The sequence below is a fragment of the Pelagibius marinus genome (genome assembly GCF_014925385.1).
GTDB classification, from domain to species: Bacteria; Pseudomonadota; Alphaproteobacteria; order Kiloniellales; family Kiloniellaceae; genus Pelagibius; species Pelagibius marinus.
The window spans coordinates 1-22,965 of the sequence record NZ_JACSDK010000025.1 but is presented as its reverse complement, the minus strand read 5'-3'; the positions used below and the strand labels follow the sequence as shown (position 1 = coordinate 22,965).

General features: G+C 68.0%; 22 protein-coding genes. 7 read left to right on the top strand and 15 right to left on the bottom strand.

Annotated elements, in window-relative coordinates:
* The 7 genes from H7X47_RS25530 to H7X47_RS25500 all read right to left on the bottom strand — a co-directional run.
* The coding region (locus H7X47_RS25530; protein ID WP_193371617.1) for an XdhC family protein at positions 1–733 on the bottom strand (733 nt) is incomplete at its 3' end.
* A gap of 2 nt (positions 734–735) precedes the next feature.
* On the bottom strand, positions 736–1,938 hold the full coding sequence (locus H7X47_RS25525) for a vWA domain-containing protein (protein ID WP_193371616.1): 1,203 nt from the start codon (positions 1,936–1,938) through the stop codon (positions 736–738).
* Positions 1,938–2,813, bottom strand: a complete 876-nt coding sequence (locus H7X47_RS25520) for an AAA family ATPase (protein ID WP_193371615.1) — start codon at positions 2,811–2,813, stop codon at positions 1,938–1,940. Before H7X47_RS25520 ends, H7X47_RS25525 begins: the two co-directional genes overlap by 1 nt.
* Positions 2,814–2,897: 84 nt before the next feature.
* Entirely contained in the window at positions 2,898–5,333 is a 2,436-nt protein-coding gene (locus tag H7X47_RS25515) for an aerobic carbon-monoxide dehydrogenase large subunit (protein WP_193371614.1), read from the bottom strand.
* Positions 5,330–5,827, bottom strand: a complete 498-nt coding sequence (locus tag H7X47_RS25510) for a (2Fe-2S)-binding protein (RefSeq protein WP_193371613.1) — start codon at positions 5,825–5,827, stop codon at positions 5,330–5,332. The genes H7X47_RS25515 and H7X47_RS25510 overlap by 4 nt, the downstream gene beginning before the upstream one ends.
* Positions 5,828–5,859: 32 nt before the next feature.
* On the bottom strand, positions 5,860–6,726 hold the full coding sequence (locus H7X47_RS25505; protein WP_193371612.1) for an FAD binding domain-containing protein: 867 nt from the start codon (positions 6,724–6,726) through the stop codon (positions 5,860–5,862).
* Between the two features lie 269 nt (positions 6,727–6,995).
* The gene (locus H7X47_RS25500; protein ID WP_193371611.1) at positions 6,996–8,165 is read right to left on the bottom strand and encodes an MHYT domain-containing protein; all 1,170 of its coding nucleotides are present in this window, start codon (positions 8,163–8,165) and stop codon (positions 6,996–6,998) included.
* Positions 8,166–8,467: 302 nt separating this feature from the next.
* Here H7X47_RS25500 and H7X47_RS25495 point away from each other — a divergent pair, with 302 nt between their 5' ends.
* Genes H7X47_RS25495 through H7X47_RS25485 form a run of 3 tightly spaced genes read left to right on the top strand, consistent with a single transcriptional unit; the run spans position 8,468 to position 10,967 of the window.
* Positions 8,468–9,208, top strand: coding sequence for a hypothetical protein (locus H7X47_RS25495; protein WP_193371610.1), 741 nt, complete (start codon positions 8,468–8,470; stop codon positions 9,206–9,208).
* Between the two features lie 8 nt (positions 9,209–9,216).
* Positions 9,217–10,398 carry a M48 family metalloprotease gene (locus tag H7X47_RS25490; RefSeq protein ID WP_193371609.1) on the top strand — a complete coding sequence of 394 codons (1,182 nt, stop codon included), beginning with the start codon at positions 9,217–9,219 and terminating at the stop codon, positions 10,396–10,398.
* Positions 10,395–10,967 (top strand): hypothetical protein, encoded by a 573-nt coding sequence (locus H7X47_RS25485; protein ID WP_193371608.1) that lies wholly within the window; start codon positions 10,395–10,397, stop codon positions 10,965–10,967. The genes H7X47_RS25490 and H7X47_RS25485 overlap by 4 nt, the downstream gene beginning before the upstream one ends.
* Before the next feature lie 34 nt (positions 10,968–11,001).
* On the opposite strand, the gene H7X47_RS25480 is transcribed toward H7X47_RS25485, so the two are convergent.
* From H7X47_RS25480 to H7X47_RS25450, 7 genes are all read right to left on the bottom strand, one after another.
* Entirely contained in the window at positions 11,002–11,595 is a 594-nt protein-coding gene (locus tag H7X47_RS25480; RefSeq protein ID WP_193371607.1) for an OmpA family protein, read from the bottom strand.
* Positions 11,596–11,597: 2 nt separating this feature from the next.
* Positions 11,598–12,008, bottom strand: a complete 411-nt coding sequence (locus H7X47_RS25475) for a FecR family protein (RefSeq protein WP_193371606.1) — start codon at positions 12,006–12,008, stop codon at positions 11,598–11,600.
* Positions 12,009–12,092: 84 nt separating this feature from the next.
* Positions 12,093–14,186, bottom strand: coding sequence for a CHASE2 domain-containing protein (locus tag H7X47_RS25470; protein WP_193371605.1), 2,094 nt, complete (start codon positions 14,184–14,186; stop codon positions 12,093–12,095).
* Between the two features lie 332 nt (positions 14,187–14,518).
* Complete coding sequence (locus H7X47_RS25465) at positions 14,519–15,541, bottom strand: Ldh family oxidoreductase (RefSeq protein WP_193371604.1); 1,023 nt, start codon at positions 15,539–15,541, stop codon at positions 14,519–14,521.
* Positions 15,538–16,473: a hydroxyacid dehydrogenase gene (locus H7X47_RS25460; protein WP_193371603.1), complete on the bottom strand. Its 936-nt coding sequence runs from the start codon at positions 16,471–16,473 to the stop codon at positions 15,538–15,540. Before H7X47_RS25460 ends, H7X47_RS25465 begins: the two co-directional genes overlap by 4 nt.
* A gap of 70 nt (positions 16,474–16,543) precedes the next feature.
* On the bottom strand, positions 16,544–17,713 hold the full coding sequence (locus H7X47_RS25455) for a UxaA family hydrolase (RefSeq protein ID WP_193371602.1): 1,170 nt from the start codon (positions 17,711–17,713) through the stop codon (positions 16,544–16,546).
* A gap of 16 nt (positions 17,714–17,729) precedes the next feature.
* Positions 17,730–18,017, bottom strand: a complete 288-nt coding sequence (locus H7X47_RS25450; RefSeq protein WP_193371601.1) for a UxaA family hydrolase — start codon at positions 18,015–18,017, stop codon at positions 17,730–17,732.
* A gap of 206 nt (positions 18,018–18,223) precedes the next feature.
* On the opposite strand from H7X47_RS25450, the gene H7X47_RS26410 reads away from it, so the two are divergent.
* Positions 18,224–18,955, top strand: a complete 732-nt coding sequence (locus H7X47_RS26410) for a GntR family transcriptional regulator (protein ID WP_193371600.1) — start codon at positions 18,224–18,226, stop codon at positions 18,953–18,955.
* A 119-nt stretch (positions 18,956–19,074) separates the two neighbouring features.
* Positions 19,075–19,455, top strand: a complete 381-nt coding sequence (locus H7X47_RS25440) for a hypothetical protein (RefSeq protein WP_193371599.1) — start codon at positions 19,075–19,077, stop codon at positions 19,453–19,455.
* A 25-nt stretch (positions 19,456–19,480) separates the two neighbouring features.
* Here H7X47_RS25440 and H7X47_RS25435 read toward each other — a convergent pair whose 3' ends face one another.
* Positions 19,481–20,233 carry a sulfite exporter TauE/SafE family protein gene (locus H7X47_RS25435; RefSeq protein ID WP_227010813.1) on the bottom strand — a complete coding sequence of 251 codons (753 nt, stop codon included), beginning with the start codon at positions 20,231–20,233 and terminating at the stop codon, positions 19,481–19,483.
* 90 nt (positions 20,234–20,323) lie between these two features.
* Between H7X47_RS25435 and H7X47_RS25430 the strand changes: the two genes are divergently transcribed.
* On the top strand, positions 20,324–20,845 hold the full coding sequence (locus H7X47_RS25430) for a cupin domain-containing protein (protein ID WP_193371598.1): 522 nt from the start codon (positions 20,324–20,326) through the stop codon (positions 20,843–20,845).
* Positions 20,846–20,895: 50 nt separating this feature from the next.
* Positions 20,896–22,770: a DNA helicase RecQ gene (recQ, locus tag H7X47_RS25425; protein ID WP_193371597.1), complete on the top strand. Its 1,875-nt coding sequence runs from the start codon at positions 20,896–20,898 to the stop codon at positions 22,768–22,770.
* Positions 22,771–22,965: the final 195 nt, after the last annotated feature.

Genomic DNA, 22,965 nt, shown 5'->3' with positions numbered 1-22,965 from the left:
GCGAGCGCAGCCGCGCCCCCTTGTCCGCCGGCACCCCTCCCCCGCGCAGCCGCGCCGTCAGCGTCGCCGCCTTGCGGCGGCTGCCGACGAAGGCGACGTAGGGCGTCTCGGTCTCCAGGGCCGCGCGCAGCGCCTCGGCGTCGCGCTTACCCTGGGTCGCCACCACGATGAAGCGTTCGCCCGGCGCCGCGGACGGCAGCTCGAAGCCGGCGACGTGATGATCGGCCCGGGGCAGGCTGTCCAGATCCTCCGCCATGGCCGCCACAGTGACGGCGAAGCCGCTGCGCCCGGCCAGGTCGGCCACGGCCCGTGCCACCGGCGAGGCGCCGCAGACCACCAGGCCAGGGCGCGGCAGCATGGGCTCGACGAAGATGTCCAGGCTGCCGCCGCTGGGACAGGCGCTGCGGTGGAATTCCACGCCGCCCTTCGACTCGCCCGCGGCCACGCCGCCGGCCTCCAGGGCTTCCTGGGGCCGCACGGAAATGAGATGCGCCGGGCCGTCCTGGAGGGCCTGGAGGGCGGCGCGGCGCCCGGCGCCGCGCGCACACCCGCCGCCGATCCAGCCGTGGATCTCGCCGTCGGCGGTGATCACCGCCTTGGCCCCGGCCTTGGCCGAGGTGGCGGCCACCGTGCGCACCACCGTCGCCAGCGCGTAAGGCCGCGCCTCGCCACGCAACCGGGCCATGAGGTCCAGCAGGTCGCCCCCATCACCCCTATTAAGGTCGCCGCTCATGGTCACACCTGCTCCAGAAAAGGCGCCAGCGCCTCGAGGCTCTTCAGGTTATGCGCCGGGGCGAAGAGGTCGACATGGGGCAGCGCCGCCTGCATGCCCCCGGCGGTTGGCTCGTAGCCCTCCCAGCCGATCATCGGATTCAGCCAGACGATGCGCTTGCTGCGCCGGCGCAGCGCCGCCATCTCGCGTCCCAGAATATCGGGCGTGCCGGTATCGTAGCCGTCGCTGACGATCATCACGACGGTGCGGCCGTGTACCACGCGGGCGGCGTGGTGGCGATTGAAGGCCGCCAGGCTCTCGCCGATCTTGGTGCCGCCGGACCAGCCCTGGGCGATGAGCGACAGCCGCTCCACGGCCTTGGCCGCGTTACGCTCCTTCAGGGCCGGGGAGACATGGATCAGCCGGGTGTGGAAGACGAAAGCCTCGGCCTCGCTGAAGCGGTCGAGCACGCCGTGGATGAAGCGCAGGAAGAAGGTGCTGTACTGGCTCATGGAGCCGGAGGCGTCGAGCACCACGACGAGGCGCAGCGGCTTGTGGCGCCGCTTGCGCCAGGCGAGGTCGATGGGCAGGCCGCCGCGTCCGATGCTGCGGTGGATCGTGCGCCGCAGGTCCAGCCGGCGGCCGCGCCGCCGCTGCCGCTCGCGGCGGCTGAGACGGTGGCGCATGCGGCGCGCCAGGCGGTCGGCCAGTTCGTGCACTCGTTCCAGTTCGTCCGCCGTCATCAGGTGACGGAAGTCGGCCTCCGCCAGGGAGTCGGAAGCCGAGGCGCCTTCGCGCCGGCCCTGCCGGTCGGCCGGGTTGCCGATCCCCTCGTCGCCCTCGCGCGAGGTCTGATCCGGCGTGCCCAGGCTGCCGCCGGGCGCACCCGCTTCCGACAGCTTGCGCGCGCCCCTGCCCTTGGGCGGGGTGCCGGCGACGCGCAGCACGCCTTTTATGCCACGCTTCAGCCAATAAGCATCGAAGATCTCGTCGAAGCGCTCCCAGTCCGCCTGGCGGGTGCAGGCAATGCTGCGCAGGCCGCCGCGCAGGACGGCCGGGCGGCCGATGTCGGCAGCGGCGGCGAAGCGCATGCAGTCCTGGGTTTCCTCCAGGCCGACCAGGAAGCCGTTGTCGCGCAGGATCTTGAGGAAGGCCGCCATGCGCTGGCGCAGCTGCGCGCCCGCGACTGGCGTGACTTCCTTGAGATCCAGCGCTTCCGCTTCCATCAAGCCACCTTGCCGAGCAGCCGCTGGGTCACTTCCGGCGCCAGCGCCAGCCGGTCTTCCTGGGTCTTCAGCAGGCACAGCAGCGTGTCCTGCACCACTTCCGGCTCGGCGGCCAGGTCGCGCACGTCGAGCCCGACCAGCGCAGCCGCCCAGTCGAGCGTCTCGGCCACGCCCGGCACCTTGCGCAGGTCCTCCTTGCGCACCTTGGCGACGAAGGCGGCGATCTGCTGGGCCAGGTTCACGTCGATCTGCGGCAGGCGCGCCGTCAGGATGCGCACCTCCTTGTCCTCGCCGGGATAGTCGACGAAGTGGTAGAGGCAGCGCCGGCGCAGGGCGTCGGACAGTTCGCGCGTGCCGTTCGAGGTCAGCACCACCAGGGGGATCGACCGGGCGGTGACGGTTCCCAGCTCGGGGATGGAGATCTGGTAATCGGAGAGGATCTCCAGCAGGAAAGCTTCGAACTCCTCATCGGCCCGGTCGATTTCGTCGATCAGCAGCACCGCCGGCTTTTCCTCGCGGATCGCCGCCAGCAGCGGGCGCTCCAGCAGGAACTCCTCGGAGAAGATGTGCTTCTCCACCGCCTCGGCGCTCTCGCCGCGGCCCTCGCGGGCCTTGATGGCGAGAAGCTGGCGCTGATAGTTCCATTCATAGATGGCGGCGTTGGCGTCCAGTCCCTCGTAGCACTGCAGCCGGATCAGGCGGGTCCCGTGGATCTGGGCCAGGGCCTTGGCGACCTCGGTCTTGCCGACGCCGGCCGCCCCTTCCAACAACAGGGGCCGCTCCAGGCTCCCCATGAGCCACAGCGCCATGGCCAACTGGCTGTCGGCGACGTAGCCGACTTCAGCCAGGCTGTCCGATAACTGGTTGCGCTCCATCGTCAGCTATCCTCGCAAAAAAGGGGCGATGGTGCGGCGGCCACTGGGAAGGCCGCCGCACCGGGGCCGCAGAAGTGGCCCTCCCTACCCAGTCAATCCCAGTTTCTCGCAGACCTTCCAGGTGCGCCAGTGATCGTGCGGCATCTGGATATGGGTCACGTCGAGGTGCGCGAAGGCGTCGTTCACGGCGTTGGAGAAGGCCGACACGCCGCCCACGTTGGGGCTCTCACCCACGCCCTTGGCGCCGATGGGGTGATGCGGCGACGGCGTAACCGTGAAATCGGTCTCCCATTCCGGGGTTTCAACCGCCGTGGGCACGAAATAGTCCATGAGACTGGCGCCCATGACGTTGCCGCCCTCGTCGTAGTAGATCTCCTGGCCCATGGCGATGCCGAAGGCCTCGGTCAGGCCGCCGTGCACCTGGCCCTCGATGATCATCGGGTTGATCCGCGTGCCGCAGTCGTCCAGCGCATAGAACTTGCGGATCATGCTGACCCCCGTATCGGCATCGATGTCGATCACGCAGATGTAGGCGCCGAAGGGATAGGTCATGTTCGGCGGATCGTAGTAGTCGACCGCCTCAAGGCCCGGCTCCATGCCTTCGGGCAGGTTGTTGTAGGCCGCCCAGGCGACCTCCTTCATGGTCTTCTGCTTCTCCGGCAGGCCCTTGACCTTGAAGCGGTCGACCTCGAACTCCAGGTCGTCCTCGCCGACTTCCAGCAGATGCGCGGCGATTTTCTTCGCCTTGTCGCGGATCTTGCGGCCGACCCTTGCAGCGGCGGCGCCGGCGACCGGCGTCGAGCGCGAACCGTAGGTGCCCAGGCCGTAGGGCGCGGTATCGGTGTCGCCCTCCTCAATCATGATGTCGTCGGCGGAGATGCCGATCTCGGTGGCCAGGATCTGGGCATAGGTGGTCTCGTGCCCCTGCCCCTGGCTCTTGGTGCCCAGCCGGGCGATGGCCGCGCCGGTCGGGTGGATGCGAATCTCGCAAGAGTCGAACATACCGACGCCCAGGATGTCGCAGTTGCGGGTCGGGCCCGCGCCGACGATCTCGGTGAAGAAGGCCACGCCGATACCCATGAGCTCGCGGGTCTCCCCGCGGGCGAAGGCTTCGCGCTTCTCCTTCTGCTCGGCACGCAGGGCATCGTAGTGCGTCTTCTCCATGGCCTTCTTCATGGCCGTGGGATAGTCGCCGCTGTCGTACTCCCAGCCCAAGGCCGACTGATAGGGGAACTGCTGCGGCTGGATGAAGTTCTTGAGCCGCAGTTCCACCGGGTCCATGCCGAGCTTCTTGGCCAGGATGTCCATGGCCCGCTCGATCATGTAGGAGGCCTCGGTCACCCGGAAGGAGCAGCGGTAGGCCACGCCGCCCGGCGCCTTGTTGGTGTAGACGCCGTCGACCGCAACATGGGCCGTCGGAATGTCGTAGGAGCCGGTGCAGATGTTGAAGAAGCCGGCCGGCCACTTGGTCGGATCGGCGCAGGCGTCGAAGGCGCCGTGGTCGGCCAGCACGTGGGCGCGCAGGCCGGTGATCTTGCCGTCCTTGGTGGCCGCCAGCTCGGCGGTCATGTGGTAGTCGCGGGCAAAGGCCGTGGCGGAGAGGTTCTCCATGCGGTCCTCGACCCACTTCACCGGCACGCCCAGCACGATGGAGGCGACGATGGAGCAGACGTAGCCGGGATAGACGCCGACCTTGTTGCCGAAGCCGCCGCCGATGTCCGGCGCGATGACGTGGATCTTGTGCTCCGGGATGCCCGACAGCAGCGAGGTCACGGTGCGCACCACGTGGGGCGCCTGGAAGGTGCCGTAGACGGTCAGCTCGCCCTTGATCTTATCCATCGAGGCGACGCTGGCGCAGGTCTCCATCGGCGAGGGATGCACCCGCTGATAGCTGATCAGCTCCTTGATGGTGACCTCGGCCTTGTCGAAGGCGGCGTCGGTCTCCTCCTTCTCGCCGACCTCCCAGGTGAAGATGTGGTTGTAGTGCTTGCGCGCGCCGTGCGCCCCTTCGGTCTTGTCCTTGATGTCCTCGCGCAGCAGGGGCGCGTCGGGCTCCATGGACTTGAAGGGGTCGACCAGCACCGGCAGCTCCTCGTAGTCGACCTCGACCAGCTCGGCCGCGTCGGCGGCGATGTAGCGGTCCTCGGCGACGACGAAGGCGACCTCCTGGTTCTGGAACAGCACCTTCTCCTCGGCCAGCACGGCCTGGACGTCGCCGGCCAGGGTCGGCATGTAGTGCAGGCTGAGCGGCTTCAGGTCGGCGGCGGTCAGCACCGCCTTCACGCCCGGCACCGCCAGCGCCTTGGAAGTGTCGATGGACTTGATGCGCGCGTGGCCGTAGGGCGAGCGCACGAAGTCGCCGAAAAGCATGCCCGGAAGCTTCACGTCGTCGACGTAGTTGCCCTTGCCCTGGATGAAGCGGGCGTCCTCGGTGCGCTTGCGCGAGCAGCCGATACCCTTGAGGTTGGCTTCGCGATCTTCGATCTTCTCGCCATCGGTCTTTTGGGCGGCGTCACTCATTCCGCGGCCTCCTTCGTGGCAGCATTCATTTTCTCCGCGGCATAGCGGATCGCCTTGACGATGTTCTGGTAGCCCGTGCAGCGGCAGATATTGCCGGAGATGCCCATGCGGATCTCGGCGTCGCTGGGGTTCGGGTTCTCCTGCAGCAGGCGGTGGGCCCGCATGATCATACCCGGGGTGCAGAAGCCGCACTGCAGGCCATGCATCTCTGAGAAGCCTTCTTGCAGAGCGTGCAGGGTGCCGTCGGGGGCGGCCATGCCTTCGATCGTGGTCACGTCGCTGCCATCGGCCTGCACGGCCAGGACGGTGCAGGACTTCACCGACTTGCCGTTCATGTCGACGGTGCAGGCACCGCAATGGGTGGTCTCGCAGCCGATGTGGGCGCCGGTGAGCAACTGCTGCTCGCGCAGGAAATGGATCAGCAGGGTGCGCGGCTCGACCAGCGCCTCCACCTGCTGACCGTTGATGGTCAGGGTAATCTGGGTTTTCGCCATGTCTTGCTCTTCCTCTTTACTTCCCGGCCTGCTCAGCCGGCGGCGCGTTCGTGGGCGCGCTGAATGGCCCGGCGCAGCATCACGCCGGCCATCTTGGTGCGGTAGTGGGTGGGCCCGCGCCCGGCGGAGGCCGGCGCGGTGATCGCCCCGGCCAGGCTAACCGCCTGGTCCACCGCGGCCTTGTCCAGGCTGCTGCCCACCAGGGCCGCCGAGGCCTCGGCGGCGTAGAGCGGCGTCTCGCCGACGTTGGTCAGCGCGATGGAGGCGGACTTGCAGCTGCCGCCGGCCAGGGTCAGCACCACCGCGGCGGCGGCCGTGGCGTAGTCGCCGATCTTGCGCTTCAGCTTCTCGTAGGCGTAGCCGTGGCCGGCCGGCGGGACCGGCACCTTCACGGCGGTCAGGATCTCGCCCTCCTGCAGGGCGGTGAAGAAGGCGCCTTCATAGAAGTCGCGCGCCTTGACTTCGCGGCTGCCGCCCTTGCCGGTCAGCTGGTAGCTGGCGTCCAGGCATTGCATGAGGCCCGGCATGTCGTTGGCCGGGTCGCCGTTGGCCACGTTGCCGCCCAGGGTGCCGACGTAGCGCACCTGCGGGTCGGCGATGAGGGCGGCGGTTTCCTGGATGATCGGACATTGGCCGGCGATGACGTCGGAGGCCAGAAGCTCGGCCTGGGTGGTCATGGCGCCGATGACCAGCGTCCCGCCCTCGTCCTTGATGCCCTTCAGGGCGTCGATCTTGCGCAGGTCCACCAGATGCTCCAGCGGCGCCAGGCGCAGCTTCATCATCGGCAGCAGACTGTGGCCGCCGGCCAGCGGACGGGCGTCGTCCCCCAGTTCGGCGAGCAGGCCCACGGCTTCTTCAACCGTCGCGGGGCTGTGATAGCTGAATGATCCCGGAATCACGGGTCGGCTCCTCCCTTTCCCAGTGGCGGCGGTTCCCAAGTCCGACCCAGGGGGTCGCTTTCAGGGGCCGCCGTCGTTGCCTGCCGGCGGAGAAACCACCGGCAAAGTTCTTCATTGGAAAGGATCGGGCCACAGGCCGCGAAAGCCGGTCAACGGCAGGTGCACGAAACCAGCCGCGCCCGCACGAACGGCGGCTCAGGCTGCACGAACGGCGATTTCGGCGGGAATTCTCGGATTTTCTTCCTGCGTAGGCGCGGCCGGCGCGCCCGCTAGATCCCCAGCGCAGCCCGCAGCTTGGGCAGGCGGCTGCGGCTGACCGGCACCTGGTGCCGCTCGGCGCTGTCGAGTTCCAGCAGACCCTGGTCGCGGACCCGCTTCAGGGCCGCGGCGTGGGCGACGTTGACGATGTGGCTGCGGTGCACGCGCAGGAAGGTCTGCGGGTCGAGGCGGGATTCGATCTCGGAGATCGAGAGATTGCAGAAGTGCGTCTCCTGGCCGTCGAAGACATAGGTGTAGTGGGCGTCGGCGTGGACGGCGTAGATCTCCTGCGGCGTCAGCAGGCGGGTGGTGCCGTTGCGGTTCACCGGGATGCGTACGGACGCCGCCGCCGACTCCGGAGACATCGCCTCCTCTTCCCTGCCTTCATTTGAGGAGACAAGCGTAAGCTTTTGTTTTGGCGTCTCTTCTTCACGCTGTTCCGCCTTGCTGTCGAGCCCATTGGGCAGCAGGACCAGCAGGAACAGCCCGCAGATGACAAAGGCCGTGACCGCCACCACGATGGCCAGCAGGTCGAGGCTCAGGACCGGCGCCGAGATGGCCACCAGGTCTTCGGCGGGCAGGAAGGTCGCCGCCGCCATGCCGGTGTAGTGCATGCCGGAGATGGCCAGGCCCATGCAGGCCGCGCCGGCCATGAGGTGCGGCTTGTGGGTCGGCGAGAAGGCCAGCCAGAGGGCCAGGCCGGAGGCGGCCACGGCCACCGCGAAGCTGGCCGCCACCAGGGCCGGCGAATAGCTGACGATGCAATTGGCCCTCAGCGCCGACATGCCGACGTAGTGCATCATGGCGATGCCCGCGCCCATCAGCAGCCCCGCCCCGGCCAGGCGCTTGGGGGTCAGGCGCCCGAAGGAAGCGACGAAAACGCCGAGGCCGACCACCAGGATGCAGACCAGGGCCGAGACCAGGGTCCACAACAGATCGTAGTTCATCGCGACCGGCAGCTTCACCGCCAGCATGCCGATGAAGTGCATGGCCCAGATGCCGATGCCCAGGGCCAGCGCCGAGGCCGCGAGCAGCGCCTTGCGCCGCCCGGCCGTGGCCCAGCCGTCCGGCCCCAGCCCGAGGCTGGCCAGCCGCCGCGCCAGCATCAGGCTGACGTAGCCGCCCTGGATGGCGATCACCACCGACAGGGCTATGATGGCAGGATCATAGGTGACCGGCACCGTTTCCTCGCATCTCCTCCCCTGGTCCGTCCCCTCTTCATGGGGGCCTTGGGCCCAGCGGCGGCATTCTAGACCACAAAACCGCCCCAGGGCCATGCCATCCGGTACCCGCCGCCCGGCGCGGCGCTGAGAGCGTGGCGCGAATCTCCGCCGCTGAGGCAAAAAGGGGGCTTCCAAATCAATCAACCCCAGGTATCATTACCGGTACGTTGGGGGATGGGCACGGTGGCGTGAATTGGCTGCGGCAGGTGACCGTAATGTCCCTCGTTTCATGGACGTAACAGGGGGACATTGTTTTTCCGATGAGTATTCGACAGCCTGCCGGGCGCGCCCTCGGCTTCCGTTCCGCGTGGGTTCTCCTCGCTCTCTCCCTGGTTGTTCTTGCCAGCGGCTGCGCCCAGACGCGCAGCGCCGGGCCGGAAGTGACCCTCGATCGGCCTGCCGGCGCCGTCCTGCTGATGCCCGCCGACGTGGAGCTCTCGGTGCTCACCGCCGGCGGCCTGGAGGAACCCCATGCCGAGTGGACGGAGACCGGGCGGCAAAACGTGGTGGCCGCGCTGAAGGACGAGATGGCCGAGCGCAACATCAAGACCGTCTCCTACGGCGACGACAGCGACGCCAGCTATCAGATCGCGGCCGATGACGAGCAGCTGGTGAAACTGCACGAGGCCGTCGGCAGTTCCATCATGCTGCACAAGTACGTTCCGGGCTTTGCCCTGCCGACCAAGCGGGAGCGTTTCGACTGGACCCTGGGTGATGGCGTGCAGAGCTTGCGTGACGGTCACGACGCCGACTACGCCCTCTTCGTCCACGCCCGCGACTCTTTCTCCAGCGATGGGCGCGTCGCGATGAACATCGTGCTGGCGATCCTGCCGGGCGTCGCCCCGCAAGGCGGCCGGCAGCTCGCCTTCGCCTCGCTGGTTGATCTCAACTCCGGAGAGGTCGTGTGGTTCAACGTGCTGCAGAGCACTGCGGGCGATCTGCGCGACCCGAAGCAGGCGCGTGAGGCCATGTCTCATCTGCTCGACTCTTCGCCGCTGTGACCCCGCCCGTGAAGCCCCTGCCGCCCGCCCCCTCTCGTGTGTTCCGCACCACCCTGGCGCTGGGCCTGGCCCTGACGGCCGCGGCCTGCGCCGGCGGACCGCGCGCCGACCTCAAGCCCGGGCAGGTCCCGGCCGCCGACAGCACGGAGGCCGGCCTCTGGCTGGTCATGGACAAGGCCGAGACCCGACTCAAAACCTCGGGCCGCGTCATCCCCGACCCGGAACTGCAGGCCTATGTCCAGGACATTGTCTGCCGCCTGGCCGCGGAGCACTGCACGCACATCCGCAGCTATGTGGTGCGCCGGCCCGGCTTCAACGCTTCCATGGCGCCCAACGGCTTCATGAGTGTCTGGAGCGGTCTGCTGCTGCGCTGCGAGAACGAAGACCAGCTGGCCACGGTGATCGGCCACGAGATCTCCCACTACGTGCGCCGCCACTCCGTCCAGCGCTGGGAAGCCATGCGCGACAGCCTGACCGCCGCCCAGGTCTTCGGCATTGTCACCGCCACCGCCGGCGTGCCGCTGGGCGGCTTCGCGGTGCTCGGCGCCTACGGCCAAGTCCAGGCCTATAGCCGCGACCATGAGCGCGAAGCGGACGCCATGGGCTTCACTCTCATGAGCGACAACGGCTACGCGCCAGAGGCAGCGCCGCAGCTTTGGGAAAACCTCATCGCCGAGAAGGACGCCGCCGAGGAAGACAAGCCGGATCCCTTCTTCGCCTCGCACCCGCCCAGTGAGGAACGCATGCAGACGCTGAGCGAGTTGGCCGCGGCCAGCGACCGCCACGGCACGGTCGACAACAGTCGCTTCGAAGCGCTGATGGCCCGGCACCGGGCAACCTGGCTGGAGGACGAGTTGGACCTCGGCCACTACGCCGAGATGCAGGTCGTGCTCGACCGCCTGAAGGACAGCGGCACGAGCCCCGGCGTCACTTGGTATTACCTGGGCGAGGTCCTGCGCCGCGACGCGGAAGTCGAGGACAAGGAAGAGGCCGTCGCCGCATTGCGCCGCGCCCTCACCTACGACGATGTGCCGGCGGAGGCGCATCGCAGCCTCGGCCTGCTGCTGCATCGCCAGGGCGACCATGCGGATGCACGTGATGCCTTTGAGAACTACCTCGCCGTGGCGCCCGGCGCCGACGACCGGGCAATGATTGAATTCTACATCAAGAAACTGGAGACCAAGTCGTGATCCGCTTCAGCAAGCTCTGCACCGGCCTCCTCGCCCTCGCCCTGCTGGCCGGCTGCACCACCATCACGGAGGTTCCGCCGACCAAGAAGCACGAGATCGGCGGTGTCTTCCGCGTCGTGCCCGGCACCGCCTGGAACGCCAAGACGACCAACCGCGGCGAGATCTGGACGGTCAACGGCTTCGGGCTGGAGCGCATGGCCTTCATCACCAAGGTAGAAGACGGCAAGCCGCTCGTGACGCAGGGTCAGGACAAGGATGCACCGACCTTCCGCGCCGACATGAATGCCACCGACGTGGTCAACCTCTACGAGGCGCTGCTTACGTCCAGCGGCTACTCGCAGATCGAAGTCAGCAATCTGCGCCCCCACACGATCAGCGGCCAGGACGCCTTCCGCTTCGACTACACGGCCTTCAACCGCAGCGGCCTGGCCAAGCAAGGCATGGTGGTCGGGCTCATCGACCCCGAAAAAGGCCTGAACCTGGCAACCTACGAAGCCGCGAGCGAGCACTACTACGACGCCTCACTCGCGGCCGCGGAGAGCGTTCTCGCCTCGCTCGAAAAGATCTGACGCCTGCAGCCGCCGCCCCCGGGCGCGCAGCGCTTCAGCGCACAGTCACCTCGACCCGGCGGTTGCGCGGCTCGTCGGTGTTGTCGGGCGTCGGTACCAGCAGGTTGCTCTCGCCGTGGGAGTCGACCTCGATCAGGTTGCGGTCCAGCCCTTCGTCGATAAGCACATCCCGGATCGCCTCGGCGCGGTCGCGCGCCAGCCGGGCATTGCGCTCCGCCGAGTCTACGGTATCGGTGTGGCCTATGACGGCGACCTCCGGCGCCGGGTATTCCTTGATGCTGTCCAGGATCTGCGGCAACTGGCGGCGCGACTGCTCGGTCAGGATGTCCGTGCCGGTGATGAAATAGATCAGAAAGCTGCGGGGCTTCATCGGGCTGACCTGCAGGGTCGCGCCCCAGGTCTGGTCGATCTCCTCCTGGCTGATCGCCTCCGGCTCGGTAGGCGCCGCCTCGGCGCTTGCGACCTGGGTGACCGTGCCCGCCTCGCTGACGGTCTGGGTCCCGGCATCGTTTTGAATGGTGATGCTGCCGACACTGCCGTCTTCCTCTTCCAGCAGGACAAAGCGGTTCTTGCCGGCACAGGCGGCGAGAGACAGCAGCAGCACAGGGATCACTAGGTGTCGCAGCATGGTCATTCTCCCTCCACCTCGACAAGGAAGCGCGTACCGCGCACCGCCACGGTGGCCACCGGCGTGCGCACCTTCACCGCATCCGGCGACAGCTTGGCGATGACGCCGGAGATGTAGTGCAGCGTGCCGCGGAAGACATCGATGATGAAGGCCAGGCGCCCTTCGGTCGGCGAGAAGTCAAACTCGGTGAACTGAATGCGGGAGTTCGGCCCGATGGAAATCCGAGAGCCGTCCTTGAAGGTGAGACCGACGGAGCCGGACTCGGTCTCCACCACGTCCTCCACGAAGATTGGCGCGCCGACGTCCAGCTCGTTGCGCTGGTCGGCCCTTAGCGCGAAAGCCTGGCCGTCGACGACCTTTACCAGTGCAGCCTGGCCCTCCTGGGCCTGCGCCCCGCCTGTCCCTGCGATCAACAAAGCCGCACAGAACAGACCGGCTGCGCCCGTCTTGGCAAACGCGCTTCTGCGATGTGCAGTGAGTACTTCGCTGTCCATGCCTTACGCCCTTTCCCTCTGTCGTTCAGATGGGCCGCGGACCCGCTCCGCCGGGAATACCAGGGTAGCCGTGGTGCCGTGGTTGCTGATGCTGGCGATCTCCAGCTTGCCTCCGTGCATTTCGACCATCGCCTTGGTCAAGGGCAATCCTAGGCCGATTCCCTCGAAATTGGATGTCAAAGCATGGTCAACGCGACGGAAGGGCTCGAAGGCCTCGACAATCTCCTGGTCGGTCATGCCGATCCCGGTGTCGGAAACGGAGAGCCTGAAGCTGCCGTTCTCCGCCAGCACGCCGGTCACGCGGATGCGCCCGCTCTGCGGGGTGTACTTCACGGCGTTGGACATCAGGTTCAACACCATCTGCGTAAACATCCGGCGATCGGCGCAGAGCTCGGGCAGGATCGACTGGCGATCGAGAACGATCGTCGTGCCGCGGTCGCGGTAGGCCGCGGTCACGGTGCGGATGCCGTCCTCGATCACTTCGCGCACCGCGAACTCGGTCTCGGTGAGCTGGCTTTCGCCGGCCTCGACCTTCGACATCTCAAGGACATCGTTCACCAGCGACAGCAGGTGCGTGCCCATGTGGTGAATGTCCTCGACGTAGTCGCGGTACTTCGGCGGTGAGACCGGCCCCAGTATTTCCCGCTTCATCATCTCCGAAAAGCCGAGGATGGCGTTCAGGGGCGTGCGCAGCTCGTGGCTCATATTGGCGAGGAAACTGGTCTTGGAGCGGTTAGCCGCCTCCGCCAGGATCAGTGCCATTTCCCGCTCCTGCTCGCTGCGCCGGCGCTGACGCTGCGCCTCGACCATACCGAGGCCGGTCGTCATCACGTAGGTCAACGCGAAGACCAGTAAGGGATAGGTCGGATCGAGCAGCAGGCCGTGCTGGTCGAAGGCATAGAGCGCGCCGCCGAAGAGCACCAGCAGCGCCGCCGCCAGCGCCAGCTGGCCGCCGTAGCCGGGCAAACGCCGGACCAGGGCGAGGAAGCCGAGAAACAGCGCCGCCGTCAACGCCACCTCCCAGAAGACGACGAACTGCGGGCGCAGCAGATAGGCATCCGACAGCAGGTTCTGGACGAAAGCCGCCTGCACGTCGATCGCCGAGAGCGCCGCGCCGTTGGGGGTCACGAAGCTGCGCGACAGGCCGCTGCCGGTGGCGCCCAGCAGGACGATGCGCCCCTCCAGCAGGGAGGGGTCGGCCGCGCCGCGCAGCAGCGTGACCGCCGAGACGCGGTCAATGGCCCCGAGCGGCACATCGTGCAGCCAGACCTCGCCGGAAAAGGCCGTGCGGACGACCAGGTCGCCCAGCGTGACACTGGAGATGCCCGGCCCCTCGATCTCCACCGAAATGGCAGGCACCTGCTTGGCCACGCGCACCACCTCGACCGCAAAGCTGGGCAGCACGGAATCGCCGACCAGCATGACGATCGGCATGCGGCGCACCACGCCGTCACTGGAGAACTCCAGGCTCACCACGCCAATGCCCTGGCTTGCCTGCTCCAGGATCGCGAGGTTGCGCAGCAGCCCGGGGTAGCGGCGGATCTCCGCCGCGCCCTGCTGGCCGAGCCGCAGCAGGACAGGGGCGCTCAGCTTGGAAACATTGCTCGGCGGCGACGCCGTCTCGGTCACCGCCGCGCCCAGGACCGCCGGCACCTGGTTGAGGCTGAAGGCAAAGACCGCGTCGTTGGACGGCAGGCTCGCCAGGCTCTCGCGCAGCGGCGCGTCCATGGGAAAGCGCTGCAGAAGGTTCTCGGGCGACAGCCGGTCGGGCTCGGGGAAAATGATGTTGATCCCGAGCGCACGCGGACTGTGGACGCCGATTGCATCCACCAAGTCGGCCAGGGTATCGCGCGGCCAGGGCCACTGTCCGACGGCCGCCAGGCTGGCATCATCGATATCGACGATGGTGAGGGGCGGCTGAGTGGCGGCCGTGTCCGCCGGCATCAGGCCCTGGGCGAAATCGAAGAAAGCGTTGCGAAAAGTGGGCAGCGGCTCGGGATCGGCGAACCGCAGCAGGATCACCGCGCAGAGCACCAGCCAGATGAGTCCCCGTTTGACCCACCCAACCGTGCCTGCCGACAGCCTCAACGGTTTCATTGACCGACGGCTCCCTATCCAGCCAATGACTAGCGAAGGCGGACATAAAAGCTGGCTGTGCTTCCCAGTAGGAAAATCTCCACTGCCGCCCGGAAATTCGATCTCCCAAAGCCGCTTTCGCGGCGTCCCCACCCAAGCGAGCCTGCGGCCCCGGACGGTGCCACCCTGCAACCCAAAGGATAGCACGCCTCGCGGAGAAAAGCTCAACGAGTTGATTAGATCGAATGCCGGGTATTTTGGGTACGCGGACTATCCGGGAAGAAATTCAACTATTTGGCGGGCGTTCCTCAGCCGCCGGCACCGGAAAAATTCTGCCCGGGGCGGGCGCGGGATCAGCCCGCCAGGGCGCGGATCTCGGCCAGCAGGGCCGCCGGCACTGAAATACCGTCCCGGACCGCCGCCGCCCGGCTGGCGAGACGGCGGCTGCCCGGCAGACGGGCCCCCTCCTGCCCCTCCACGGCAGCGATCAGCACCTCCAGGCGGTCGGCGAAGGTGCCGGCGGACAGCGGCGCCGGATCGATGGCCAGCAGGAACTGGCCCACCCCCGGCGGCGCGCCCTCGGCGGTGAAGAAGGAACTGGCCTCGAAGGCGTGGTTGGCGCCTATGAGGCTGGCCGAGAGAATCTCCACCATCATCGCCAGGGCCGCGCCCTTGGCGTCGCCCATGGGGATCATGGTGCCGGCCAGCGCCGCCTCCGGGTCGGTCGTCGGCCGGCCCTCCGGATCGAGCGCCCAGCCCTCGGGGATCGTCTCCCCGTTCTTGGCCGCGGCCATGACCTTGCCGCGCGCTACCTTCGACAACGACAGATCAATGACCAGCGGCGCCTCGCTGCGGCGCGGCGCGGCGAAGGCGATGGGGTTGGTCCCGAAGACGCCGCGGCTGCCGCCCCAGGGCGCCATGGCCTGCGGCGAGTTGCCGACCATCAGCGCCACCAGGCCGCGCTCGGCCAGGCGCTCCACATGGTAGCCGGCCTGGCCGAAGTGGTGGGAGTGATGGACCCCCGCCACGGCGATGCAGGTTTCCCGGGCCATGGCTTCCAGCCCGGCACGTGCCTTGTCGAGCGCCGGATAGGCGAAGCCGGCGCCGGCGTCGATGCGGATCGCGCAGTCGGAGACCCATTCGACCTGGGACTCGGCCTTGCCGTCGACCTTGCCGCTCCTGGCCTGCCCGGCATAAGCGGCGACGCGGGACAGGCCGTGGCCGCGCTGGCCGTCGGCCTCGGCCGCCACCAGGGCGGCGGCCACGGACTCGGCGTTCAGCACCGAGGTGTTCGAGGCCATCAGGGCCCGCGCGACCAGTTCGTGGGCCTGTTCCAGGCCCAAGACTTCGCTGCTTCGTTCGCTACTTGCGGTCATGCAGTCTCCTCCAGGGCCGCGCGCACCTGCCGGGCGGTCATGGCGCTGACGCGGACGTTGGCTTCCACCGTAACGCCGGCGATGTGCGGCGTCAGGATCAGGTTGGGCAGCCCGGCGAAGACCGCCGCGGCCTCGGCGCTCAGCGGCTCATCGGCGAAGACATCCAGCGCCGCGCCGCCCAGGTGGCCAGCCTTGAGGCTTTCGGCCAGGGCCACCTCGTCGACCACGCCGCCGCGCGCGGTGTTGATGAGCACCGCGCCGGGCCGCATCCGCTTGAGGGCCGCCGCGCCGATCAGGCCACGGGTGCCCTCGGTCAGCGGCACGTGCAGGCTCACCACGTCGGCCTCCGGCAGCAGGCTCTCCAGGGTCTCATGGCGGACCACGCCGTTCCAGGCCGGATCGTCCGGCGCCACGAAGGGATCTACGGCCGCCAGGGTCACGCCCAGGGGCCGCGCCCGGGCTGCGACCTGGCGGGCGATGCCGCCGAAGCCGACCAGGCCCAGGATCTTCCCCGCTACCTCGCGGCCCATCAGCGCCTGGCGTGGCCAGGCCCCGGCCAGCATTTCGCCGCCCGCGTGATAGGCGCCGCGCAGCAGCAGCAGCGCCGCGGCGACGACGTACTCGGCCACCGCCTGGTCGTTGGCGCCGGTCGCCGGAAAGACCTTCACGCCGCGCGCCTCGCAGGCCTTGAGGTCGATGTTGTCGAGCCCGACGCCCAGCCGCCCGACGCAGACCAGGCCCGGCCCCGCCGCCAGCACGTCGTCGGTCACGCGGGTACGGTTGCGCACGATGAGGGCGCGCGCGCCGGCCAGCGCCGCCTTCAGGTCGTCAGGCCGGTCGACCAGGCCCGGGTCGTAGAGCAGGTCGAAGCTGCCGCGCAGTTCCTCGACGGCGGCCTCGTCCATGAATTCTGAAATGACGATGTCGGGCAAGCGTCCCCTCCTTTACCCGGAAAACGGCGCCGTTTCCCCGCAGCGGGGAAGGACGGCGCCGCCGAAGGGATCAGGCGCTGCGGTACAGCTTGGTCATGACGAACTCGCGGTGCTTTAGCGCCTCCGCGGCCGTCAGGCGCCCGTTGCAGGTGCGCAGCGTGATGTCGATCAGGGCGTCGCCCGCCTGGTCGAGGTTCATCTCGCCGCGCAGGATGCCCGAGCAGTCCAGGTCGACGTGCTCGGACATTTCCCGCGCCGTCTTCGGGTTGGCGGTCAGCTTGATCACCGGTTCGATGGGATTGCCGATGATGTTGCCCTGCCCGGTCGGGAAGAGGTGCACGACGAAGCCGGCGGCAGCCTGCAAGGTCACGCACTCCGCCGCGGCCGAAGAGGTGTCCATGAAGTACAGGCCGGGGCCCTTGGCGGGTTCCTCGGCCGGCTGCAGGACGTCGATGAACTTGGTCTTCTTGCCGATCTTCTGCAGGTTGCCGAAGGCCTTCTCCTCGATGGTGGTGAGGCCGCCGGCGATGTTGCCCTTGGTCGGCTGGCTGTCGGAGAGATCCGAGGTCTTATGCGGCTCGATGACCTCGTCCATGTAGGCCTGCCAGGTATCGAGGAACTTCTTGGCCACCTCCGGCGTCGCCGCGCGGGTCGCGCAGACCTCCTCGGCGCCGGTCAGCTCCGAGGTTTCGCCGAAGCAGGTGGTCGCGCCAAGCTCGTCGAACTTGTCGATGAAGTTGCCGACCGTGGGGTTGGAAGCCAGGCCCGAGGTGGTGTCGGACTCGCCGCACTTGGTGGAGACCCAGAGCTCGTTGATCTCGCAGGGCTCTCGCTGCTGCTCGGTGGCCCACTGCACCATCTCCTTGGCCTTGCGCGAGGCGTCGGCCACCACCTTGATCTCGCCGTGACCCTCGATGGCGAAGCCCTCTACCGGCTTGCCGGTCTTGGCGATGCCGTCGACCACGCGGCCCGTCCACTGCGGCTCGATGCCGATGACGATGACGGCGGCCACGTTGGGATTGCAGCCGGTGCCGATCAGGGTGCGGAAATGCAGTTCCAGGTCCTCGCCGAACTGCAGGCGCCCGTAATGGTGCGGCAGAGCGAGGCAGCCCTCGATGTTGTTGGCCACCTTCTCGCAGGCGGCGTTGGAAAGGTCGTCCAGCGGCAGGATGACCACGTGATTGCGGATGCCGACCCGGCCGTTCTCACGGCGGTAGCCGAGGAATTTCTGTGCGCTCATCTTATTGCCTCCCCGCTCACCAGCGTTTCGTCTTGACGTTCTGGATATGGACATGGCCGCCCTTGGCAACCTTGGCCACGGCTTTGCCGATATCATGTCCGTATTTGAGGATGGTATCGCCTTCGGCAATGTCGCCCAGGGCGATCTTGTGGCCCAGGGGAATGGCGTCGATGCATTCCACCTCGACCTTGGAATCGTCCTCCATGACCCAGCCGGTGAGCTTGCTGTTCGCCTCGATGCCTTCCTTCACGATCACGCCGACCGTGTCCTTGGCATCATGCACGATGAAATCAGGTGCCGACATCTCGGATGTTCTCCCGTAACTGCGCGAACGAGCGCCTCGCTGTACGGCGCCTTCTCCCCTCCGCCGCCGTCCCGCCAGGGAAACAGCCGCCCGGAGAGGCCTTCGCGATCTCTTGTTCAAGATGAAAAAATTATATGTTATGTCTTATATAAGACAAGGGGAAATCTCGTGGAGAAGCCCCGCGGACACCTCAAAGGACAGCCGGCGTGACGCAGCAGCTAACGGCGCTTCCCGGGTTCAAGCCGCTCTATCAGCAGGTGAAGGACCTGCTGATCGAACGGCTCATCGGCGGCTACTGGAAGCCGGGCGACCTGCTGCCCAGCGAGATGCAACTGGCCGAGGAACTGGGGGTCAGCCAGGGGACGGTGCGCAAGGCCCTGGACGAGATGACCGCCGGCAACCTGCTGGTGCGCCGCCAGGGCCGCGGCACCTACGTCGCCGAGCACGACCAGGAGCACGCCCTCTTTCACTTCTTCAAGATGACCGGGCGCGCGGGCGAGCCCCTGGTGCCGGAAAGCCGGGTCTTACGCATCTCCCAGGGCCGCGCGCGCAGCGCCGAGGTTGCGCGGCTGCTGATCGGCGCCGACGCAGAGGTGACGCGCATCACCCGCGTGCGCACGGTCGCCGGCCGCCCGGCGATTTTCGAGCGTATCGCGCTGCCCAGCGCCCTCTTCCCGGACCTGCACGGCAAGCGCGACCTGCCGAATACGCTCTACACGCTCTTCGCCCGCGACTACGGCATCACCATCGCCCGCGCCGAGGAGCGCCTCAGCGCCGTCGCCGCCGAGGCCGATGCCGCCAAGCACCTGGGCCTGGAGGTCGGCGCGCCCCTGCTGAACATCGACCGCATCGCCCTGGGCCTCAACGGCCAGCCGGTGGAGTGGCGCATCAGCCTCTGCGACACCCGCGACCAGGTCTACAGCGTCACCCTGGCCTGACGGCCCTTCCCGGCGTCAAGCCGCCCCGGCGAATAGCGCCGGACGAAAACGCGTGCTAGCCTCTTTGGCCAGGCGGTTCGAGTCGCCCCCGCCTGGCACGAATGCTTAGGAGACGCTGCATGACAGGAAAGTCGATAGCACTCACCCTCGCCCTCGCCGCGGGCCTGCTCGCCGCACCGCTGGCCGCCACGGCCCATGACGCCGGGGTCAAGATTCTCCACGGAAATCCGGCCGACGCGGTGTCGGTCACCACGAACGAGGACGGCACGGGCGTAACCGTCGTGCGTGGCGCCTCGACCTTCGTCCCGCGCAAGACCGTGGCCGCTGAGCCGGTGACCTACATAGACGGGAAAAAGATCGGGCTGGATAACCTTGAGCCGGTGACCGACTGGTTCCTGGACCGCTCCGGTGAAAACCTGGTAATCGTGCACTGCTACACGCAGCAGTCGCTGCGGGTCGGCGGCGGCCGCCGCATCCTCTGCGACGCGCGCGAGCTCTAGAAGCTTCGCAAATCTCCCCGGCCCGTCAGGCAAGGGCGCTGATCACCAGCCTGAGCGCGATCAGCGCCAGCAGCGCCAGGATCACGCGGTCGAAAAACTCCTTGGACATGTGCCGCGCCAGATAGGCGCCGAGCGGCATGCCCGCCAGCAGCGGCAGGACCGCGAGGGCGCTGAGCAGGGCGCGCTGCGGCGTCATGACGCCCCAGGCCGCCAGCAGCGGGATCTGCACCACGGCCATCGCCGTGAAGAAGATCGAGATGGTGGCGATGAAGGCGCCGCGGTCCATCCGTGTTGCGTTGAGAAAGCTGACGGACACCGGCGCCGAGATGCCGGCGGCGCCCTGCAGCACGCCGCCGGCGAAACCGGCCGGCGCCGCCAGGCGGGTGGCCAGGCCCAGGTCCAATGCCCAGTGCGGGCGCGCCAGGCGGAAGGCGATGTAGAGAAAGACGACGCCCGCCACGCAAAGCAGCAGCAGGTCCGAAGGCAGGCTGACCAGGATCGCCGAACCCACGCCAGCGCCCGCGGCCCCCGCCAGGGCGAAGCCCCAGGTCAGCGCCGGGTTGACCTGGTGTTCGCGAAAGCGCCAGCCCTGCCAGACGTTCGAGAAGAGGTTCGGCAGGGTGAAGAGCACCACCGCCAGCGGCACATCGTAGAGCATCGCCAGCAGGGGCACGGCGAGGATCGGCGCACCCGCCCCCGTCGCGCCCTTCAATACGCCCCCGAGGGCTAGGCCGAGCGCCCCCAAAACCATGCCGGGAATCAGTCCTGTCAATTCCATGGCGCCTTTATCCGACAGCGCGCCATCCAGGTCTAGCGCTATGAGGCAGGCTCTTGGCGCGGGACGCTACGTTGCTCTATCATTCCGCCCATGACCTACACCCTCGAACAGCTGGCGGCCGACTGCCACGACGCCCTCGCCGCCGATCCCGGCCCCGCCGGGCGCGAGGCGGCGCGCAAGCATCTGGAGCGGGCGCTGCAGGATCCGGACTTCGTCGCCGCCCACCTGGGCCCCGACAACACCACGCCGCGCCAGGCGCTCTACAAGGACCCGGACCTCGGCTTCTGCATCATGGCGCACGTCTACGAAGCCGCGAAGGGCGGCGAGCCGCACGACCATGCCGGGACCTGGGCGATCTACGGCCAGGCCATGGGCACCACCGAGATGACCGAGTGGCGCAAGCTCCGGGCCCCAGAAGGCGGCAAACCGGGCGTGGTCGAGCCGACAAAGACCTATGAGCTGAAGCCCGGCATGGCGGTGGTCTACAACGAGGACATGCTGCACTCGCCGAACCGCGACAGCCCGACCCGCCTGATCCGCATCGAGGGCCGCAACCTGGACGAGGTCACCCGCGACAAGTACGTGCCGGCCGGAGAGAAGGCGGCGGAATAATCGCCCCTCCCCACTGGACCCGAATCTGGCCGACGTGCCAGAACCGGGGTATGTCTTCCGCGGCCCTGCCCCTTCCCCCAGAATCCCCCGCTTTCCAGGTTCTGAAAGACACCTTCGGCTACGCCACCTTCCGGCCCGGCCAGGAGGAGGTCATCGCGACCATTCTGGCCGGCCAGAGCGTGCTCACCGTGATGCCGACCGGCTCCGGCAAGTCGCTCTGCTTCCAGGTGCCGGCCCTGGTGAAACAGGGCCTGACCCTGGTGGTCTCGCCGCTGGTCGCCCTGATGGAGGACCAGGTCGCGGCCCTGAAGCTGGACGGCGTCGCCGCCGAGACCATCAATTCCTCGCGCGACAGGGAGACCAACGTGGCGGCCTGGCGGCGCGCCGCCTCGGGCGAGTTGCGCCTGCTCTACATCTCGCCGGAACGCTTGATGACCGAGCGCATGCTGGCCGCCTTCGCGCGCCTGCCGCTTTCCCTCATCGCCGTCGACGAGGCCCACTGCATCTCCCGCTGGGGCCCCTCCTTCCGGCCGGAGTACGAAGCCCTGCAACGCCTGCCGGAGATCTTTCCCGAGGTGCCGCTGGCCGCCTTCACCGCCACTGCCGACGAGGCAACCCAGAAGGACATCGCGGCGAAGCTGTTTCACGGCAAGGGAAAGACCTTCGTCACCGGCTTCGACCGGCCCAACATCAGCCTCGCCGTGGACTTGCAGCGCGACTGGAAGCGCCAGCTCGTCGACTACGTGAAGGCGCGACCCGGCGAGAGCGGCATCGTCTACTGCCTGTCGCGGCGCAAGACCGAGGAAGCGGCGGAGCTGTTGGCCGGGGAAGGCTTCCACGCCCTGCCCTATCACGCCGGCCTGGACAGCGCCAGGCGCGCCGCCCACCAGAACACCTTCATGACCGAGCCGGGCGTGGTCATGGCCGCGACCATCGCCTTCGGCATGGGCATCGACAAGCCGGACGTGCGCTACGTCTTCCATGCCAACCTGCCGGCCAACATGGAGGCTTACTACCAGGAGCTGGGCCGCGCCGGGCGCGACGGCCGCCCGGCCGAGGCCTTCATGCTCTACGGGCTGAACGACATCCGACAGCGCCGCATGTTCATCGAGGAGGACGACGGCGACGCGGATCACAAGCGCCGCGAACACAAGCGCCTCGACGCCCTCATCTCCTACTGCGAGACGGCGCAGTGCCGCCGCCAGGCGCTGCTCGGCTACTTCGGCGAGGACTATCTGGCGGAGAACGGCGGCCCTTGCGGCAACTGCGACGTCTGCCTCAACCCGCCGGTGACCGAGGACGGCACGGCGCTGGCGCAACAGGCGCTGGTCGCCGTGGTGCAGAGCGGCGAGCGCTTCGGCGCCGCCCACATCGTCGACCTGCTGCGCGGGGGCGATACCGAGAAGATCCGCAGCCAGGGCCACGACCGCCTGCCCGTCTATGGCGCCGGCAAGGCCGAGGACAAGGAGACCTGGCGCTCGATCCTGCGCCAGCTCACCGCCGCCGAGTTCCTGCGCCTGGATATCACCGGGCACGGCGGCCTCAGCCTCACGGCGGCGGGACAACGCCTGCTGCAGGGTGACGGCGACTTCCGCTTCCGCCGCGACACCGCGCGTGCGCGCGGCAGCAAGGCGTCGGCGCGCGCCCGCAAGGCCATGGCCGCGGCAGAGCTCCCGAGCGCGGATGAACCCCTGCTGGCGGCCTTGAAGGACCTGCGCCTGACCTTCGCCAAGGAGCGCGGCGTGCCCGCCTACGTCATCTTCGGCGACCGCTCCCTCATCGAGATGGCGCGCGACAAGCCCCAAGACCGCATCGCCTTCGCCCGCGTCTTCGGCGTCGGCGAGGCCAAGGTCCGCGACTTCGCGGAGCCGTTTCTGCAGGCGATATCGGATTTCAAGGAAAATACGGTGGCGGGCGGCGGTTGAGCGGGGGCCCCACCCCCTACCCATCCTTCCCCCATCGAGGGGGAAGGGGTCTCTATTGCGGCAGCAGCACCTTTTAAGTCCCCTCCCCCTTGACGGGGGAGGGCTAGGGTGGGGGTGGTCCCTACCGCACGTTGGTCTGGCCGGTGATCTTGTCGAGGGCCTGGGCCAGGTTTGCCACACTGCGGTCCACGTTGT

What these genes read in the sequence shown, in the direction of transcription:
- recQ (WP_193371597.1), top strand. Translation starts at nt 20,896, where the DNA reads ATGTCTTCCGCGGCCCTGCCCCTTCCCCCAGAATCCCCCGCTTTCCAG.
- H7X47_RS25455 (WP_193371602.1), bottom strand. Translation starts at nt 17,713, where the DNA reads ATGAGCGCACAGAAATTCCTCGGCTACCGCCGTGAGAACGGCCGGGTC.
- H7X47_RS25525 (WP_193371616.1), bottom strand. Translation starts at nt 1,938, where the DNA reads ATGGAAGCGGAAGCGCTGGATCTCAAGGAAGTCACGCCAGTCGCGGGC.
- H7X47_RS25430 (WP_193371598.1), top strand. Translation starts at nt 20,324, where the DNA reads ATGACCTACACCCTCGAACAGCTGGCGGCCGACTGCCACGACGCCCTC.
- H7X47_RS25450 (WP_193371601.1), bottom strand. Translation starts at nt 18,017, where the DNA reads ATGTCGGCACCTGATTTCATCGTGCATGATGCCAAGGACACGGTCGGC.
- H7X47_RS25465 (WP_193371604.1), bottom strand. Translation starts at nt 15,541, where the DNA reads ATGACCGCAAGTAGCGAACGAAGCAGCGAAGTCTTGGGCCTGGAACAG.
- H7X47_RS25480 (WP_193371607.1), bottom strand. Translation starts at nt 11,595, where the DNA reads ATGCTGCGACACCTAGTGATCCCTGTGCTGCTGCTGTCTCTCGCCGCC.
- H7X47_RS25470 (WP_193371605.1), bottom strand. Translation starts at nt 14,186, where the DNA reads ATGAAACCGTTGAGGCTGTCGGCAGGCACGGTTGGGTGGGTCAAACGG.
- H7X47_RS25510 (WP_193371613.1), bottom strand. Translation starts at nt 5,827, where the DNA reads ATGGCGAAAACCCAGATTACCCTGACCATCAACGGTCAGCAGGTGGAG.
- H7X47_RS25440 (WP_193371599.1), top strand. Translation starts at nt 19,075, where the DNA reads ATGACAGGAAAGTCGATAGCACTCACCCTCGCCCTCGCCGCGGGCCTG.
- H7X47_RS25495 (WP_193371610.1), top strand. Translation starts at nt 8,468, where the DNA reads ATGAGTATTCGACAGCCTGCCGGGCGCGCCCTCGGCTTCCGTTCCGCG.
- H7X47_RS25515 (WP_193371614.1), bottom strand. Translation starts at nt 5,333, where the DNA reads ATGAGTGACGCCGCCCAAAAGACCGATGGCGAGAAGATCGAAGATCGC.
- H7X47_RS25435 (WP_227010813.1), bottom strand. Translation starts at nt 20,233, where the DNA reads ATGGAATTGACAGGACTGATTCCCGGCATGGTTTTGGGGGCGCTCGGC.
- H7X47_RS25520 (WP_193371615.1), bottom strand. Translation starts at nt 2,813, where the DNA reads ATGGAGCGCAACCAGTTATCGGACAGCCTGGCTGAAGTCGGCTACGTC.